The following is a 17,576-nucleotide window of genomic DNA, read 5'->3' as shown; positions in this document are numbered from 1 at the left end:
CGCGTCACTCCTCGGCGAGGTAATCGGGGGACTCCAGGGCGGCCTTCACCGCCTGGAGGAAGGCGACGGCCTCCCGTCCGTTGACCACCCGATGGTCGTAGACGGCGCTCAGGTTGACGAACCGGCGGGTCACCACCTGACCGTCCGCGTCCAGCGCCAGCTCGTCCTGGGTGCCACCGATCGCCACCACGCAGGTCTGACCGGGAAAGACGATCGGCCCGGCGAGCACCACGTCGGGATCGGTGTGCAGGGACACGACGATGGTCCCGCCGGCCAGCTCGCCGGCCCGGAAGCCCTCGCCGCCGGCCCGGCTGCGGAAGTCCATCAGCGTCTCGGCGATCTCCGCGCAGGTCAGCTCCTCGACGTCGCGGACCACCGGGATGAACAGGCCCGTGCCGACGTCGATGGTGACGCCGACGTGGGCCGCCTCGGCCAGCCGTACGCTGCTGCCGTCGCCGGGGGAGGCGAACAGCAACGGGTGGTCCTCGCGCAACCCGCCGATCACCTTGACCAGCAGTTCCGGCAGGCCGACCAGGGTGCGGGTGGCGCGGGTGAGCTGCCGGGCGACCGCGAGGGCGGCGTCGGCGCGTACCTTGATCACCGCGAGCGCCGCCGGCACCTCGCGGTGCGACTCGGTGACCACGGCGGCCACCGCGCGTTGGGCGCGGGAGAGCGTGTGCACCGGGCGCGGGTCGTCCGGCTCCGGGCCGTCGCCGGCCGCCAGCGCGGCGGCCGCGGCCACCACCACCGGCTCGGTCGCGGCCGTGGGCGCCGCCGACCGGTCGGCCAGTAGGCGTTCCACGTCGGTACGACGCACGACCGCCTTGCCGATCTCGCGCAGCTCGTGGTCGCCGAGACCGTGCGCGGCCGCGAGTTCCCGGGCCGAGTCGGTGAGTACGGGCCCACCCGGTCGCGCCTCGGGCGTCGGGGCGGCCGGGGTGACCGCGAGGAACCGCTGCCGCGCGTCCTCGTCGTCGAAGACGTGCCCGATGACGTCCCCCGGGGCGCACTCCTGGTTGACCTCGACGAGCCGGTGCAGTACGCCGTCGCCGTCGCTGAGCAGCTCCTCGGCCGCCTTGGACGTCTCCACCTCGGCGATCGGCTCGCCGGCGCGGATCCGCTCGCCGTCCTCGGCCAGCCAGTCGAGCAGGACGTACGTCGTGTCGTTGTTGTTGAGCTTGGGGACGACCAGGTCAGTCACCACTGACGACCTCCTTCACGGCCTGGTGGATGTCGGCGTCCTGCACCAGCACGGTGCGTTCGAGATGCGCGGCGGTCGGGATGACGCTGTCCGCGGAGTGCACGAGGCGTACGGGCGCGCGCAGCGATCCCCAGAGCCGCCGGTGCACGACCTGCGCCAGCTCCGCGCCCCAGGTGCCGCCGGCGGTGCTCTCCTCGGCCACCACGACCCGTCCGGCCCGCGCGATCGGCGGCAGCAGGGCGTCGGTGTCCAGCGGCCAGAGCCGCGACGGCACCAGCACCTGGCAGACGATGTCGTCGCGCAGCAGCAACTCCCGGGCCACCGACACGGCCCGGGCGGCCAACCCGCCGGGTACGACGAGCACGCAGTCGGCCTGCTCCTCCTCGTCCACCCGGACCCGGGCGACGTCGGCGTCCGGGCCGATCAGGTCGTAGCGGAACAGCTCGTCCACCACACCGTCGGCGTACATGCGGGTGGTGTAGAGGACCTTGTCCTCGAAGAGCAGTCCCGGCCGGCCGGTGGCGAGCATGCCGGCGAGCACGGCCCGGTTGTCGTGGAACGGCGACACCTCGTGCACGCTCAGGCCGGGGATGCCGATGAAGTGCTTCAGCGGGCTCTGGCTGTGCGTCGGGCCGTACCCGCGGTTGCCACCGCTGGGGCAGCGCACCACGAGCCGCATCGGCACCCGCCGGCCGTACATGGCGGTGGACTTGCTGGCGAAATTGAGGATCTGGTCGAACGCCAGCGCCACGAAGTCACTGAACATGATCTCGACGATTGCGCTCTGCCCGGCCAGGGCCAGCCCGCCGGCCACGCCGACGATCCCGCCCTCGCTCAGCGGGGTGGACAGCACCCGATCCGGCCAGCGCGCCGACAGTCCCCGGGTCACCTTGAACGCCCCGCCGTACGGGTCGACGAGGTCCTCGCCGAGCACGCTCAGCGTGGGGTCGTCGGCCAGCAGCGCGTGCAGGGCCTGGTTGAGGTTCTCCACCACCCGCTCAGCCACGGTTCTCCTCCGTCCAGCGGCTCGCCGCGCGGCCGGCGACGTCGGCGACCACCTGCGCCACGTACGCCCGTTGCCGCTCGTCGTGCGCCTCGAACTGCTCCGGGTACGCCCGCGCGTAACGCGCGTACCAGTCGTGCGCCCGCGCGTGCGCGATCTCCTCGGGGCGACGGCTGTCGTCCCCCTTGCTGTGCGGCCCCACCCGGTGGGTGAGCAACTCCACCACGTACGGCGTGGACCGCTCGCGGACCCGGCGCAGCACCGGCGTCAGCGCGGCGCGGACGACCTCGGTGTCGGTGGAGGTGATCCGGAGGTGGTCCACCCCGAAGGCCCGGGCCCGGCCGCCGATGCTGCCGGCGAGCTGCGCGGTGGTCGGCGTGGACTGGGCGATGCCGTTGTTCTCCACGACCAGCACCAGCGGCAGGCCCCACAGCGCGGCCATGTTCAGCGCCTCGTAGACGGCGCCCTCGCCCCACGTGCCGTCGCCCAGGTAGACGAGCGCCAACCGGCCGGGTTCGGTGCGCTTGAGGTGCAGTGCGACCCCGGCGGCCACCGGCGCGCTCTCGCCCTGCACCCCGGTCGACAGGTAGCGGTCGCGCAGGATGTGCTGGCTGCCGCCGACGCCGTGGCACACCGCGCCCTCGCGGCCCATCACCTCGGCGAGCAGGCCGTGCGGGTCGTCGAACCGGGCCAGGTAGTGCCCGTGGCCCCGGTGGTTGCTGAACACGAAGTCGCCGTCGTCCAGCAGTGGGCGCAGCGCCACCGGCACGTACTCCTGGCCCAGACAGGTGTGCGTGGTGCCGTGCAGCTCGCCCCGCCCGAACATGTCCAGCAGCGCCAGCTCGAAGTGCCGGATCAGCAGCAGCAGGTCCAGGTCGGTGTCGGTGAGCCGGGTCGGCGCGGTGGGCGCCGCCTCGGTGCGGGTGGCGGTCACCGGACGACCCCGTCCCGCTCGGCGGCGATGAGGTCGACCAGCTCGCCGACGGCGGTGACCGCCAGGTACGCACGCAGGTCCAGCCGTACGCCGAGGTCGTCCTCCAGCGCGGAGAGCAGTCGCAGCGCCTCCAGGCTGGTCCAGTGGGCCAACGACGCGAACCGGACGTCGGGCGACAGCTCGTCGGCCGGTACGTCCGCGACCTGCTCGATGAGGCCCGCGACGGTGGTGAACAGGTCAGGCACGGATGTCTCCCTCCTCCAGGGCGATCCACGCCGGCAGCAGCCGGGGCGGGGGGTGCAGTGGCAACACGTGTCGGGTGGTGCCGTCCTCGACGGAGGCCACGGTGAAGCCGGCGGACGGCCAGACGGCCCCGCCGGGCTTGTTGCGGGCGGTGGGCCGGAACAGCGCCTCCAGGCGGGTCGCACCGGCCGAGCGGGCCAGCTCCGTCACCCGGTGCAGGGCCGCCTGCTCGACTCCCCGGGAGAACACCCGGCAGCTCAGCACGAAGTTCTCGATCACCCAGGCGTCCGGATCGGTCCGGTCGAGCCACAGGCCGCCGACCAGCCCCTCCGCGCCGAACCGGTCGGCCACCTCGACGGTGAGCACCAGGTGGTCGGGGGAGTCGGCGCGGGACCGGGTCTGCGCCTCGGTGTGCGCCCGTTCGGCCATCGTGAACTGGTTGGTGCGCAGCCCGAGCTGCGCGACCCGGGGCAGGCTGTGCGCGTCGACGTCCCGGACGGTGACCCGCAACTTCAGCTCGTGCAGGTAGTCGGCCGCCGAGTCGAACGTGGCGGCGAAGCGTTCCCGTCCGGCCCGGGCCCGGTACAGCTCGGTGCGTTCCCGGTCGGTGACGCCGGTGGCGAGCACGGTGAAGTGCCCCTCGGTGAGCAGCCGCGTGGAGAAACCGGCCGGGTCGCCGGCCAGCTCCACCACCCGTACGCTCGGCAGCTCGTGGCGTACCAGCTCGCACTCGAACGGGCTGTCGTCGGCGAACACGACGGCGTCCAGGCCCAGGTTGAGGCCGGTGGCGAGCTGGCGCAGGTTCTCGTCCTTGCGCCCCCAGTTGACCGCCTGCGCGACGAAGTCGTCGGCGCGCAGCAGCAGGTCCGGATGCTGCGCGAACGCCTCGGTCACCAGGTCCGGGTCGTTCTTGCTGCACACCGCGAGCAGCACGCCCTGCCGGCGCAGCGCCAGGGCGCGACGTTGCACGTCCCGGTGGCAGTTGCCCGGGTAGTCGGCGCCGAGTTGGATGCCGGTGAGCCCGTCGTCGCCGAGCACGCCCGCCCAGAGCGTGTTGTCCAGGTCCAGCGCGAGCACCTTGGCCGTCCGGCCGAGGACCGCCCGGCAGAACGTGGCCGCCTCGTGGGCGTACCGGCGCTCCACCGTGGGTGTCCACGCCATGCTGGCGAACCGGTACAGGCGCTCGTCGCGCACCGGGCCGTCGTGGTCGACCAGCAGCGCCTCCAGGTCCAGGGTGTACGTCGTGTCCCGTCCGCCCAGCTCCAGGAGCTGGGCGTTCAGCTCCCGCCAGAGGAGGCCCAGCTCGGCCCGCCCCCGGAAGCTGACCAGACTGCGGTGCTCCAACGGGGACAGCGGCACGGTGTGCAGCAGCACCGCGCCGTCGGTGCGGGCGGTGTACCCGCGCAGCGCGGCGCTGAGTACGCCGGCCCGCTCGCGCAGTACGTCGGCGAGGCCGGCCAGGTCGGCGGGGTCCCACTCGGCGGGCAGGAACCAGCCGTCGTGCAGCAGGCAGAGCGTGACGTCCGGCCGGAACTCGGCGAGTGCCGAGCCGGGGTCGCTGAGGTCGAGCACGAGCTGGTCGAAGCCGGAGACGTGGATCTCGGCGGCGATGCCGATCCGCAGCAGCGCCACCCGCAGCAGCGGTTCCAGCGTGCCGGGCGTGAACGTGCCGGTGACCGCGACCCGCAGCGGACGCAGCGGGAAGTCGGTGCTGGCCAGCTTCTCGACGGGTACGCCGGCGAGCAGCCGACCGGCGGACGCGACGGTGGTGACCGCCGCGTCGTCCAGGTGGACCAGGCCGGGTGTCAGCTCCGGGTCGGCGGCCGCGCCTGGTCGGCGCAGCCGGCGGATCCGGTGCAGGACCTCCTCGACTCTCATGTTCGGTGTTCCTTCCCGTGGGTGGGTGCGGCGGCCGGTCAGACCCGCAGCAGGGTGCAGACCCAGTGCATGCCGCTGCCGGTGCTGGTCAGGGCGACCAGGTCGCCGGTGGTCACCTCGCCGCTGTCGAGGTGGCGCTCCAGGCTGATGAGCTGGTCGGCGCAGCCGATGTGACCGTGCGCGAGGGCCAGCTCGACGTTCGTGCGTTCCAGGTCCACGCCGAGGTCCTTCGCCAGCTCGGCGAACTGCCGCGCGTTGTCGTGGAAGTGCACGAACCGTCGGACGTCGGCGAGCGTGACGCCGGCCCGGTCGCAGGTCGTCTGCACCACCTGCCGGTTGCGTTCGCGGATGGTCGCGACGAACCGGAACATCCGCCGTACGTCCCCGGCGAAGAACTCGTTGAGCCGGTCCGCCGGGTCACCGACGCGGGGGGTGCCGACGTCCGGGGTGAACGGCTGGGCGGCGCCACCGACGGGCATCCGCATGAAGCCCGCGTACCGGCCGTCGGTGATGGTCTCGGTGGCCAGCCACCGGCACCGGTCGTGGTCGCGGACCAGCACGGCCGCCGCCGCGCCGTCGGAGAAGACGCTGGTGTTCACCTCCATCCGGTTCCAGTAGGGCTCGCACACCCGGTTCGCGCCGATCACCAGCGCCGTGCGGTAGCCGGGGTGGGTGGCGAACCGCCCGGCCACCGTGTCGAACGCGGCCACCCCGCCGCCGCACGCCTGGTTGAGCAGCACCGCCTCGGCCCGGTGCGCGCCGAGGCGGGCCTGGGTGTGCGCGGCGGGGTCCCAGTAGAGGTATTCGGCCAGGTCGGGGATGGCGAGCACCACGAGGTCCACGTCGGCGGCGGACAACCCGGCCCGGTCCAGGGCCGTGCCGCCGGCCACCACCGCCAGGTCGGTCACCCCGACACCGGGACCGGCCCGGTGGAAGGTCCGGTACTCCCAGGACCGAAGACGATCAAGATCCTTGGTGTACGCGGCCGCGGCCGCCGCCACGTCGACCGGCTCGCCGAGGACGTGGGCCAGGGCGGCCACCCCGACGCCGACCGGCGGCGCGCTCATCGCCGTACCGCCGTCGCGGCCGTCGCCGCGTCGGCCGTCCCGGCGTCGGCTGTCGCGGCGTCGGCTGTCCCGGCGTCGGCTGTCGAGGCGTCGGGCGTCGCGGCGTCGGCTGTCCCGGACCCCGTCGTCGGGTCCACCGAGGCGCGCGCGGCGCGTAGCCGGACCCGGGGATCGGCGGGCGCCAGACCGTCCACCTCGGACAGGAAGCGCCGGGCGGTGCCGTTGCGGCCCGTGTCGGTCCACCGGACGACCACCTCGTCCGCGCCGGCCGCGCCGGCCCGGCGGGTCAGCTCCCGCAGCACGGCCGCCTCGACGCCCTTGCCCAGCACGGGACAGGAGAGCGAGAAGACGTCGACGGTCCACCGGTCGGCACCTCGATCCAGCGCGACGAGGCCCGAGGTGCCGTAGTCGCCCAGCCGGTCGCGGACCCGGATGGCCAGGAGGTCGTCGGCCCGCGCGGCCAGCGCGGCGGCCGGTGGGGCCGAGGTCAGCGCGAAGTCGTGCGCCCGGGCCACCACCTCGGCGACCTCGGCGACGCCGTCCGCGACGACGGGCAGATAGTCGACCTGGACGTCCAGGCCGGCCACGAAGTCGTCCAGGGCCAGCGCGGCGTGCGGCGCGGCGGCCGACCGGGCCGGTCCGCCGCTCCACCGCCGCTCCGGCAGCCGGTCGGTCAGCCCGGCCGCCCGCAGCTCGTCCGACCAGGCCGCCGGGTCGGCCCCGAGCAGCACGCGCCGCGGCGGCCCCTCGACCGCCGGCCCTTCGCCGGTCGGCCTTTCGCCGGTCGGTCCCGCGCCGGTCGGTCTTTCGCCGGTCGGTCCCGCGCCGGTCGGTCTTTCGCCGGTCGGTCCCGCGCCGGTCGGCCCTTCACTGCGCGGCCCTTCGCCGGTCGGCCCTTCACCGGACGGCCTGAGCTGGGCCGCGTCGACGCCGGCCAGCACGATCTGGGCCGGGGCGACGTCCAGCTCGGCGGCGATGTCCGCGAGCTGTTCGCCGATCGGCCGGTCGTCGGTGACCCAACCGTCGAGCACGCTCAGCAGGTCGACGGCGTCGCCGTCCGACCAGCAGCCGTCGCCGGTGGCCCGCAGCGCCACCCGTACGCCGGCGGCGCGCAGTTCGCGCAGCGCCGGCAGCAGGTGCGCCGCGCCGGTCAGCCCGTCGCCGTCGACGACCAGCGCCCGGCAGCCCGCGCCGAACCAGGACGCCACCAGCGTGGCGGCGCTCGCCCCGAGCCGGGCGAAGACCTCCTCGGTGTACGGCACCTTGGCGAGGCGGAACAGCACCGGGTGGTGCGCCCGCTCGTCGCCGACGGCGCGTACCGCCTCGTCGGCGTCGACGAGCAGCACCCACGGCTCGCCGGCCAGCCGGTCGCGCAGGCGTTGCCGTACGACGGTGGCGCTGGCGACCAGCCCGTCGGCGTGCATCGCGTCCGCCGGCCCGGACGGGCGGGCGGTGGGGATCGCCGGCAGCACGTACACCAGTAGGGCGCCGTGCCGACGCGCGGCGGTGACGGCCGCCTCGGCCCCGGCCACCAGCTCCGTCGCCCAGGCGTCGCCGGCCGCGCCGGGTTCGCCCGCTTCCTCGAGGCGTTGCGCCACCACCAGCACGTCCGGCCGGACGTCGGCGAGGAAGCCGTCGGTGGCCAGGCACTGCTGCACGACCTGCTGGAACGGGCCGACGGTGAGCGTGGCGGAAAGACCGCGCTCGTGCAGGTCCAGGCCCAGGTACGGCACCAGCGGGTCCGCCGTGTAGCTGGCCAGCAGGGCGACGCGCAGCGTCGGGGCCGGCCGCTGGCGGGTGAGCGCCTGCCAGCGGGCGCGTCGGGTGAACAGGACGGTGCTCATCGCGTCTCCGTGCCCTTGGCGCGCAGCACGGTCCGCAGCTCGCCGACGCTGCGCACGTCGCGGATCTCGTCGAAGGCGAAGGAGAGCCCGTAGACCTCCTCCAGGGTCACCACCAGTTGCAGGTGGCGCAGGCTGGTCCAGGTGCCGATGGTCTCCGGCCCGGACTCGTCGGTCACCTCGGCCGGGTCGACCTCCAGGACCCCGGCCACCACCTCGGTCAGCGTCACTTCGCCACCACCGCGCGGTCGTCGGTCAGCTCCTCGGTGCCGGTCGGCGACGGCAGCGGGGCCGGCGGGTCGGTCGGCTCGTCGTAGTCGGGCAGGTCGGTCTCCATCCGGCGGACGCTCGGCGAGGCGAACCCGGCCGCCGCCACGCCGATGCCGAACACACCGACGATCACGAAGATCAGGCCCATCCCGGCGCCGGGTCCGCTGCCGACCAGCCACCCGAAGTACGGCACGCCGGGGCCGCCCTCGCGCATCATCGGCTCGAACCAGCGGTCCGCGGCGATGCCGGCCAGGGCGGTGCCCCCGGGGTACGCCAGGTCCTCGATGAACTGCCGGGCGGCGAAGACCCGGCCCTGGTGGGACGGCTCGACCTTCTCCTGCCACACCGACTGGGCGTACCCGTCGATGAAGGGGATGGACAGGTGCAGGAAGAGCAGGGCGACCGACCAGACGATGATGCTGTCCCCGACGCCGTAGACGATCCGGCCGAGGACGCTGAAGATCAGGATGGCGACGAGCATCCGGCGGATCTTGTGACGGGTGTTGGGCAGCAGCCCGAGCAGGAGCGCGCCGGCCACGCCGCCCACCGCGCCGATGGTCTGCACCAGGCCGACCGCGTTGGTGCTGCTGTCGGTGCGGGCCAGGATCTGCGGCACCAGCAGGGCGAAACCGACGGCGGCGAGCACGTTGATGGCGAACATGATCGCCTCCAGCCCGGTGAACGCCCGGCTGGCCAGGATGTAGCGGAAGCCGTAGATCGTGTCGTACCAGAAGCCGCCCTCGTCCGGCTGGGTCGAGCGGGGCCGGGGTGGGAGCTGCACCAGCAGCACCGCGCCGATCGCCACCACGTAGGACAGCGCGTCGACGAGCAGGATGACCTTGATGTCCATGAGGCCGAGCAGCGCGGCGGCGAACCCGGGGGCGAAGATCACCGGGATGGTGCGGACCGCGAACATCATCGCGTTGGCCCTCGGGTACTGGCCCTTCTCCATCATCACCGTGATGGTCGCCTGGTACGCGGGGAGCTGGAACGCGAGGAACGCGCCGGTCACCAGGTTGACCAGGTAGAGGTGCCACACCTCGACCGAGCCGCTGAGGAACAACAGCAGCACGACGGCGGTGGTGAGCGCCGAGCCGATGTCACTGAGCACGATGGTCAGTCGGCGTCCCCACCGGTCGACGAGCGCGCCGGCGATCGGGCTGAAGATGACTGTCGCGCCGAACGCGAACGCCATCAGCATGGTCAGGTCGAAGGCCCGGCCGGTGGCGTCCCACACCCAGATGCTCAGGGCGAAGTTCGTCATCCGGGTGCCGAGCGCCGACAGCAGCTGGCCGAACCAGATCGTGGTGAACCCGGCGAACCGGGACGGGCGTCGGAACGCCATGGGGTCTCCTCCTACTGCCGTGGCGGTTGCCCGGGGCGTCCGGCCAGGCGCAACAGGCCTCGCCGGATGCCGTCGAGCAGGTTCTGGGCGGTCTCCGGCCGGAAGGCCGGAGTGGCGTAGCTCAGATCGACGCGCAGCTCGGGGCCGGTGAGCGACCCCGTCACGTCGAAGGGGAAGGGCCAGTGCCCGTCGGGGTCCTCGGTCGGTCCGAACGGCGCCGCGCAGACGTCGAGGAGGTGGTTGGCCGGGGCGACGTCGTCGAAGCCGTACCCGCCCATGTAGTTGACCGCCACCATCGGCGCGGCGGTGGCCGCCAGCCGGGCGCGCACGTCGTCGTCCGGGCAGAGGTGACGCAGCAGCGCGTAGCCGATGCCGTTGTCCGGCACCCGGCCGAGCTGGCGGATCACCGAGCGGACCGAGCGGGTCGCGTCGGCGGTCGGGGGCAGCTCCAGGCGCAGCGGGTAGAGCACCTGGAACCAACCCGTCGTACGGCTGACGTCGACGTCGTCGAAGAGCGGTTCCCGGCCGTGACCGGTCGTGGCGACGGTGACCGCGCCCCCGGTACGCCTCGCGACGGTGTCCACCACCGCCCACACGAGCAGGTCCCGCACGCTGGCGCGCAGCCGACGGGCGGCGGCGTGCAGTCCCCGGGTCGCGGCCTCGTCCAGGGTCACGGTGGCCAGGCCCAGGTCACCGAGGCGGAACGGCGTGGCGGACGGCTCGTCGGCCAACCGGGACAGCACCCCCTCGTCGGCCTGCGCCAGCCAGAACGGCACCTGCGCGCGTAGGTCCGGCGAACCCGCGTACCCGGCCAGTCGCCGCGCCCAGTCCCGGTACGACGTGGTCTTGGCGGGCAGCGTCGGTTCGACACCGCGTTCGAGCTGGTCGCAGAGCGTCTCCAGATCGGCCAGCAGGACGCCCCGGGAGACCGCGTCGACGACGAGATGGTGGTTGACGAGCAGCAGCCGGTCGGGCAGCTCCGGGCCGAGCCGGAAGTGCGCCACCCGGGCCAGCGGGCCGGCTTCGAGGTCCAGGCCGGTCTGCGCCTCGGCGCAGTGGGCCTCGACCGCCGCCGTCCGCTCGTCGACGGCGAGCCCGGTCAGGTCGTGGCTGACGAACGGCACGGCGTCGGCCGGGTCGCCGTGGTGCTGACGCCAGCTCCCGTCCGGCTGCCGGGTCAGGCGCAGCCGCAGCGCGTCGTGCTGGGCCACCAGCCGACGTACCGCCTCGCGGACCAGGTCGGCCGGGAGCGGCCGGGCCAACTCAAGGTAGTACGGGTGGTTGAACAGGGCGGGCCGACCCATGGTGGGGGCGATGACGTCGGTGAACCAGCGCTGCGCGCCGGTCAGCGGGGCGTCGCCGCGCACCTCGCCCTGCTCGGCGTTCGGCGTCGCCGTCGCCTCCCCGAGGCTCGCGGCCAGCTCGGCCACCGTGGGATGGCGGACGAGCTGCCGGGGGGTGAGGTGGATGTCGGCGGCCGCGCAGCGGGCCACGAGCTGCATGGCGAGCAGCGAGTCACCGCCGGAGGCGAAGAAGTCGTCGGTGATGCCGAGCTGGTTGGTCCGCAGCAGCTCCGACCAGATCGCCACGAGCTGACGTTCCCGGTCGGTGCGCGGCGCGGCGGCGGCCCGGTCGGCCGAGCGCCGGTACCCGTCGGTGACGGCGCCGCGCACCGCCGCCGCGTCACCCAACTCGGTGGCCACCTCGGCCAGCAGGCCGACGGGGATCCGGTCGACGGGCGCGTCGCCGTCCACGGTGGTGCCGGCGTCGAGCGACCAGAGACCCCGCAACAGCTCCACCGGCCCGACCCGCTCGTCGACGGGCAGCGCCGGGACGTCGGGCGGCGCGGGTGTGGTGGCCGGATGCAGGAGCAGGGTGGCCGCGTCGGTGGCGGGCGTCGGGGCGTACCCGATGATCCCGGCGGTGACCAGCGCGGACAGCTCCGCGCGCTGCGGCGTCGTGGTGAGCAGCACCTCGCGCCCGGCGCGGGCCTGGGCGGCGAGCAGCCGTGCCAGCTCCGCCTGCCGGTGCGCCGGCCCGGCCGGCACGACCAGCCGGCGCAGCGCGGGGTGCCGCACCGCCCGCCGCGCCAGCAGCGTCGCGGTGACCGCCGCCAGCTCCGGCGACCAGGCGTCGCCGGGCGGCTCCGGCACCCGGTAGCGCCGCGCCCACGCCGCCACGGAGACGACCTCGACGTCCGGCCGGGCCTGGGCCAGCCGCGCGGTCAGCTCCGCGAAGACGGCGGTGTACGGCGACGTCCGGTACGACGGCGACGGCGGGCAGACGGCGATCGTCAGCGCCGCCGCGCTGTGCGCCCGGTGCACGTCCAGCGCCGACAGCAGCTCGGCGAAGAAGTCGCGCAGCCCGACGATGCCCGCCGCGAGCGGACCGGGTGCGAGGCGGTCCTCCCAGCGCAGGACCAGCGCGTTGCGGTCGCGTCGGCCGGTCGCCAGGCCGGCGGCCGGGTCGCACAGCAGCCGCAGCAGCGCGCCGGGCGCGAGCTGGTCGAGGGTGTGCGGCAGGTTGAGCAGCCCGGCCCAGAAGCGGACGGTCTCGGCGAGCCGCGGAACCTCGACGGTGCCGCCGACCACCAACCGGGGCGCGGGCGGCGTCGGCCGCCGGGAGACGGGCGCACGGCGACCCGCGCCGATCGGCGCGTCCGGTCGACGCACCCCGTCGTCGAGCACCTTCGCCAGCCCGGTCAACAGCCGGACCATCCGCTCCGGGGTGAACAGGTCGGCCCGGTACGCCAGGTCGGCGTGCAGGTCGTCGCCCTGCCAGGTGACGCTGAGGAAGAGGTCGAAGTCGACACCGACGCTCGGCACCTCGACCGGCGTGGCGGTCAGTCCGGCGAACTCCGGCAGCTCGTCGGCGCCGTCGAGGACGTTGAGAACGCACTGGAACAGCGGGTGGTACGCGGCCTGCCGGGGCAGCCGCAGCGCCTCCACGATGGTCGCGAACGGCAACCCCTGGTGCCGGTACGCCTCCCGGGACGTGCGATGGGCCCGGGTCACGAGCTGCCGGAACGTGGGCCGTCCCGCCACGTCCATCCGCAACGGCAGCAGGTCCGCGAAGCACCCGATCAGCGGGGCGAGCTCGGCGCGTTCCCGGCCGGCGGTGGGCGTGCCGAGCACCAGGTCCGGTTGCCCGCTCTCGGCGTGCAGCAGTGCGGCGAAGCCGGCCAGCAGGACGGCGAACGGCGTGACGCCCTCCGCCCGGGCCAGCCCCCGCACCGCCGCGCCGAGCCCGGCGCCCAGCCGCTGGGCCTGATACCCGGCGACGTCCGAGCGCTCGTCGGGACGGGGCTGGTCGGTGGGCAGGTCCAGCAGCGGTGGCGCGTCGGCCAGTCGCTTGCGCCAGTACGTCAGGTGCGGCTCGACGGCGGCCGATGCCAGCCAGTCGCGCTGGTGTCGGGCGTAGTCGGTGAACTGCACCGGCAGCGGCGGCAGTGGCCGGTCGACGCCGGTGGCGTGGTGGGCGTACCGGGCGGCGAGTTCGTCGAGCAGGATGCTCCACGAGGTGTTGTCGCAGACGATGTGGTGCATGCCGAGCAGCAGGTGCCAGCGCTGGTCGGGCAGCCGCAGCAGGCGGGCCCGCACCAGCGGCCCGGCGGCCAGGTCGTACCGGTGCGCGGCCAGCTCGGCGGCCGCCCGGCGCAGCGCGCGGGCGTGCTTCGCCGCCGGTAGCGCGGTCAGGTCCAGCGTCTCCAGCCACGGGTCGACGTGCGGGTGCACGACAGGTTCGGGCTCGCCGTCACGGCCCCGGAAGGTGGTCCGCAGCACCTCGTGCCGGGCCAGCACGTCGTCGAACGCCCGGCGCAGCGAGGTCGTGTCGAGGTCGCCGCGCAGCTCGACGGCGGCCGTGGTGTTGTGCCGGACCACGTCGTCGCCGAGCTGGTCGAGCGCCCAGAGCCGTTCCTGCGCCGAGGACGCCACGGCCGGCATGCCCGCCGGGGCGGGGGTGAGCGGGGCGAGCGCGGCGGCGTCCGGGTTGGCGTCCAGCACGGCGGCGAGGCCGGCCACGGTCGGGTTGGTGAACAGGGTGTAGAGCGACACCTCCCGGCCGAACTCCGCCTGCACCTGCGACAGCAGACCGGTGGCGAGCAGCGAGTGTCCACCGAGTCCGAAGAAGTCGCTCGTCACGCCGACCTGTTCGACGCCGAGCGCGGCGGCCCAGAGACCGGCGAGCCGTTCCTCGGTGGGGGTGCGCGGCGCGACGACCTCCTCGTCTCCGGCGGTCCGGACGGGGGCCGGCCGGCTACGCTCGGCGACCGCCGCGGCGGTGCTCAGCTCCTCGACGACGTACCCGGCCCGCTCCGACCCGATCGTCGTGCACAGCTCACTCGGGCCGGCCTCCGCCAGCGGCGGGTCCAGCGCCCAGACGTGGGCGAGCTGCCGGCGCAGGTCCGCTACGCCGGTGGGCACGGCCAACGCCAGCACGCCCGGGTACGCGCCGCGCAGCGCCGCCACGGCCTGCGGGTCGGTGTCGAGGACCATCGTGGTGGCCGGGTCGGCGGCGGCGAGCGCGTCCGCCGTGTATGCCCGCACCTCGTGACCGGGCAGCGCGTCGGCGAGCCGGTCGACCGGCAACCGCTCGCCGTCGACGAGCACGAGGCGGCGTGGCTGACCGGCGAGCCGCCGCAGCTCGCGCAGCGCGATCGTGCCCAACGCCGCGAAGTACTCCCCGGTGTACGGCACGTGGCCCAACTCGTCCGCGCGCTCGTCGTCCACCTCGGCGACCGGGTAGGCGTCGGCGTGGTCGGCGGCCCAGACCGCATGGACCCCGGGGTACGCGCCGCCACCGCCGCCAGCCGGTCGTCGAGCCGGCCGTACTCCTGGTCGGCGGCGCGCGGCGAGGCGGGGCAGACCACCAGCAGCAGCGGCGCGTCGGTCCGCCGCCGGTACGCCGCCACCGCCGCGTCGAGGTCGTCCATCGCCGCGTCGAGGGCCCCGGCGGTGTTCTCCTGCCGGCGCAGCCAATCCTCGAAGCGCAGCAGGCACACCGTGGCGTCGACCGTCGGCCCGGCCAGCAGGTGGGCCAGCAGCTGGCCGTACCCGACCAGCTCCACCGACGCGGGTACGCGCAGGAAGCGCAGCCAGAACTCCACCGGGTCGCGCAGCGGGTCCACGGTGAAGGTGGCCGCCAGGGCGATCCGGTGCCGGCGCAGCCCGGGCACCTGCGACAGCGGGCGGTCCGGGTCGTCCACCATCGCGCGCAGCAGCTCCGGCAGCCGGCCCACGGTCGCGGAGATCGTCTCGTCGAGGTACAGGTCGGCGTTGAAGTCGACCGCGCCGTCGATCCGGTCACCCTCGACGGTCAGGCTGACGAACAGGTCGAAGTCGGTGAGCCCGCTCTCCGCCGGCACCGGACGGAACGTCGCACCCGCCGCCTGCCGCTGCCGTACGCCGCCGTCGGTCATGGTCGCCAACACCTGGAAGAGCGGGTTCACGCTGGGGTCGCGGACCGGACGGACCTCCTCCACCACCCGCGCGTACGGGGCCTCCTGGTGGGCGTACGCCTCGCTGACCGTCCGGTGCACCCGGCGGACGAGGTCGCGGACGCTCGGGTCACCGGTGGTGTCCACGCGCAGCACCAGCATGGTGGCGAAGCAGCCGATCAGCGGCTCCAGATCGGTGCTCGCCCGGCCGGCGGCGGGCATCCCGAGCAGCAGGTCGTCCTGGCCGGTGGCCTGGCGCAGCAGGGCGGTCAGCCCGGCGAGGACCACCGCGTTGACGGTGGCCCCGGCGCGGCGGGCCAACCCGCCGAGGGCGTCGGTCAGCTCGGCGTCGACGGTGAACGGCAGGCTCCGGCCCCGGTGGGTCTGCACCGGCGGCCGGGGCCGGTCCGGCGGCAGCGTGGACCGGGCCGGCGCCGAGGCGAGTCGTTCCCGCCAGTGCGCCAGGTGACCGGCCAGCTCCCGCTCGGCCTCCGGCCGGCGGCGGGCGGCGACGTGCGCGACGAACCGGGTGGGCAGCGCGGGCAGGCCGGCCGGGGCGTCCCCGGCGAACTCGCCGTACCAGCGCACCAGCTCCTCGACGAACACACCGGCCGACCAGGCGTCGAAGACGATGTGGTGCGCGGTCACCAGCAGCAGGTGCTCGTCGTCGGCGAGGGCGACCAGCCGGGCCGCGAGCAGAGGCCCGCTGGTCAGGTCGAAGCGGACCGCCGCGTGCGCCGCGATCTCCCGCTCGGCCGCCGCCTCCCGCTCCGACGCGGGGAGCCCGGTCAGGTCGAGCAGCGGCAGCGGCACCTCCAGCGCGTCCGACACCCGCTGGGTGACGACGCCGTCGACGGTCGCGAAGACGACCCGCAGCGCGTCGTGCCGGGCCACCACCGCGTTGACCGCCCGGTGCAGCGCCGCGACGTCGAGCGGACCGGTGATCCGCTCGGCGAAGGGCACGTTGTAGACGGGCGTGCCGGGCTCCAGCCGGTCGAGGAACCAGAGCTGCTCCTGGGTGAAGGAGAGCGGGAAGGCCGCCGTCGCGGGCGTGGGTGTCGGATCGGCGCGGCCGGCTTGGCTCTGGCCGGCGCGGCTCTGGCGTAGCCGCAGGGCCAGCAGCTCCCGCTGCTCGGGGGTGAGGTCGGCGAGGTCGGGGTGCAGGTCCTGGGTCATCGGGTGGCCCCTTCGACGTGCGCGCGGTCGGCGGCCGGCCCGCCGTCGAGCAGGCGGGACAGCGGGGGAGGGGTGTCATGCAGGTAGAGGTGGCCCCCGGGGACGACGGTCAGCGAGAAACCGGCTGCGGTGCAGGCCGCCCAGCCGGCCACGTCGTCCGGGCTGACCAGGGGATCGTCGGCGGCGGCCACCGCGTCCACGGGCAGCGGCAGCGGCGGCACGGTCGTCGGCCGGTAGGACGCGACCACGCTCAGGTCGGCTCGCACGGTGGGCAGGATCAGCTCCAGCAGGCCGGAATCGGCGAGCACCTCGTCCGGTATCCCGCCGAGGTCGTGCAGCCAGCGGGTCAGCGCCGCGTCGTCGAGGCGGTGCGCCGTGCCGAGCGGCGCTGCGTCGCGCGGCGGACGGGCCGCCGAGACCACCAGCCGCTGCGGTACCGGGCCGCCCCGGGCGACCAGGCGGGCCGCCACCTCGTACCCGATCAGGCCACCCATGCTGTGCCCGAAGATCGCGAACGGCGTCGGCACCCGCGCGGCGATCGCGTCGACAAGCGGCGGTACGAGGTCGTCCATCGTGCTCAGCGGCGGGTCGGCCAGCCGACGCTCACGGCCGGGCAACTGCGCGGCCCACACCTCCACGTCGTCGCCCAGCAGAGCGGCCCACGGCCGGTACGCGCCGCCGCCGGCCCCGGCGTACGGCAGGCACACGAGCCGCAGTCGGGCGGCCGGGCGGGGCGCGGCGCAGCTCAACCAGGAGGTGACGTCGGTGGTCGTCGGCGGTGATGCGGGTGGTGTCGCCATGCCCGCACACGCTAGGAACGGGCCGTGACAGCGGTCTTAGCGTCGGCTGAGGGTTCGTCGCGGTGTCCGCTGCGCGCGGCGCGTGAGGTGGATTCGAACGTCGACGAATACGGCGGCAACGAGAAGCGGGCAGGGCTTCAGAACCTCGCTCGCGGCCTGGTCGTCAACTGCGCCGACCGCAACAACCACCCCGATCCAAGAGCCCGGCAAGAGCCGCGCCAACGCGTGACCGGGAGTCCCCAGAGCGCTACACGTTCGGCGACGGGCTGCTGGTCAGCCACGACGGCAGGGGGTTCGAGCTGTTGGCCCTCGATGGGATGCCGGACGAGAGATGGTCGAGCCGCTTCGCCCCTTGCGCCGAGCCGCCAGTGGAACGAGAAA

At 74.6% G+C, this 17,576-nt stretch carries 12 protein-coding genes; all 12 read right to left on the bottom strand.

Going from position 1 to position 17,576, the window contains the following annotated elements; genetic code table 11:
- Positions 1–4: 4 nt before the first annotated feature.
- From ACQP0N_RS19765 to ACQP0N_RS19710, 12 genes are read right to left on the bottom strand one after another with little or no spacing between them, the layout of a single operon-like run.
- Entirely contained in the window at positions 5–1,201 is a 1,197-nt protein-coding gene (locus ACQP0N_RS19765) for a 2-oxo acid dehydrogenase subunit E2 (protein ID WP_433112750.1), read from the bottom strand.
- Positions 1,194–2,207, bottom strand: coding sequence for an alpha-ketoacid dehydrogenase subunit beta (locus tag ACQP0N_RS19760; protein ID WP_433112747.1), 1,014 nt, complete (start codon positions 2,205–2,207; stop codon positions 1,194–1,196). Before ACQP0N_RS19760 ends, ACQP0N_RS19765 begins: the two co-directional genes overlap by 8 nt.
- Positions 2,200–3,138: a thiamine pyrophosphate-dependent dehydrogenase E1 component subunit alpha gene (locus ACQP0N_RS19755; RefSeq protein WP_433112744.1), complete on the bottom strand. Its 939-nt coding sequence runs from the start codon at positions 3,136–3,138 to the stop codon at positions 2,200–2,202. The genes ACQP0N_RS19760 and ACQP0N_RS19755 overlap by 8 nt, the downstream gene beginning before the upstream one ends.
- On the bottom strand, positions 3,135–3,383 hold the full coding sequence (locus ACQP0N_RS19750; RefSeq protein ID WP_433112741.1) for an acyl carrier protein: 249 nt from the start codon (positions 3,381–3,383) through the stop codon (positions 3,135–3,137). The genes ACQP0N_RS19755 and ACQP0N_RS19750 overlap by 4 nt, the downstream gene beginning before the upstream one ends.
- Positions 3,376–5,259, bottom strand: coding sequence for an HAD-IIIC family phosphatase (locus tag ACQP0N_RS19745; RefSeq protein ID WP_433112738.1), 1,884 nt, complete (start codon positions 5,257–5,259; stop codon positions 3,376–3,378). The genes ACQP0N_RS19750 and ACQP0N_RS19745 overlap by 8 nt, the downstream gene beginning before the upstream one ends.
- A 38-nt stretch (positions 5,260–5,297) precedes the next feature.
- On the bottom strand, positions 5,298–6,326 hold the full coding sequence (locus tag ACQP0N_RS19740) for a 3-oxoacyl-ACP synthase III family protein (protein WP_433112735.1): 1,029 nt from the start codon (positions 6,324–6,326) through the stop codon (positions 5,298–5,300).
- Complete coding sequence (locus ACQP0N_RS19735; protein WP_433112732.1) at positions 6,323–8,170, bottom strand: hypothetical protein; 1,848 nt, start codon at positions 8,168–8,170, stop codon at positions 6,323–6,325. Before ACQP0N_RS19735 ends, ACQP0N_RS19740 begins: the two co-directional genes overlap by 4 nt.
- Complete coding sequence (locus tag ACQP0N_RS19730; RefSeq protein WP_355048096.1) at positions 8,167–8,397, bottom strand: acyl carrier protein; 231 nt, start codon at positions 8,395–8,397, stop codon at positions 8,167–8,169. The genes ACQP0N_RS19735 and ACQP0N_RS19730 overlap by 4 nt, the downstream gene beginning before the upstream one ends.
- The gene (locus ACQP0N_RS19725) at positions 8,394–9,782 is read right to left on the bottom strand and encodes an MFS transporter (RefSeq protein ID WP_433112729.1); all 1,389 of its coding nucleotides are present in this window, start codon (positions 9,780–9,782) and stop codon (positions 8,394–8,396) included. Before ACQP0N_RS19725 ends, ACQP0N_RS19730 begins: the two co-directional genes overlap by 4 nt.
- Positions 9,783–9,793: 11 nt before the next feature.
- Positions 9,794–14,278 carry a condensation domain-containing protein gene (locus ACQP0N_RS19720; protein ID WP_433121710.1) on the bottom strand — a complete coding sequence of 1,495 codons (4,485 nt, stop codon included), beginning with the start codon at positions 14,276–14,278 and terminating at the stop codon, positions 9,794–9,796.
- On the bottom strand, positions 14,191–16,395 hold the full coding sequence (locus ACQP0N_RS19715) for a condensation domain-containing protein (protein ID WP_433112726.1): 2,205 nt from the start codon (positions 16,393–16,395) through the stop codon (positions 14,191–14,193). Before ACQP0N_RS19715 ends, ACQP0N_RS19720 begins: the two co-directional genes overlap by 88 nt.
- Positions 16,392–17,195: a thioesterase II family protein gene (locus ACQP0N_RS19710; RefSeq protein ID WP_433112723.1), complete on the bottom strand. Its 804-nt coding sequence runs from the start codon at positions 17,193–17,195 to the stop codon at positions 16,392–16,394. Before ACQP0N_RS19710 ends, ACQP0N_RS19715 begins: the two co-directional genes overlap by 4 nt.
- Positions 17,196–17,576: the final 381 nt, after the last annotated feature.

The organism is Micromonospora sp. CA-246542 (assembly GCF_050942905.1).
GTDB lineage: Bacteria > Actinomycetota > Actinomycetes > Mycobacteriales > Micromonosporaceae > Micromonospora.
Note: the sequence above shows the minus strand (reverse complement) of the source record. Positions and strands in the feature narration are given on the sequence as shown.

Coding starts and splice junctions, on each gene's coding strand:
- ACQP0N_RS19735 (WP_433112732.1), bottom strand. CDS start 8,170: ATGAGCACCGTCCTGTTCACCCGACGCGCCCGCTGGCAGGCGCTCACC.
- ACQP0N_RS19740 (WP_433112735.1), bottom strand. CDS start 6,326: ATGAGCGCGCCGCCGGTCGGCGTCGGGGTGGCCGCCCTGGCCCACGTC.
- ACQP0N_RS19745 (WP_433112738.1), bottom strand. CDS start 5,259: ATGAGAGTCGAGGAGGTCCTGCACCGGATCCGCCGGCTGCGCCGACCA.
- ACQP0N_RS19720 (WP_433121710.1), bottom strand. CDS start 14,278: ATGGTCCTCGACACCGACCCGCAGGCCGTGGCGGCGCTGCGCGGCGCG.
- ACQP0N_RS19715 (WP_433112726.1), bottom strand. CDS start 16,395: ATGACCCAGGACCTGCACCCCGACCTCGCCGACCTCACCCCCGAGCAG.
- ACQP0N_RS19710 (WP_433112723.1), bottom strand. CDS start 17,195: ATGGCGACACCACCCGCATCACCGCCGACGACCACCGACGTCACCTCC.
- ACQP0N_RS19725 (WP_433112729.1), bottom strand. CDS start 9,782: ATGGCGTTCCGACGCCCGTCCCGGTTCGCCGGGTTCACCACGATCTGG.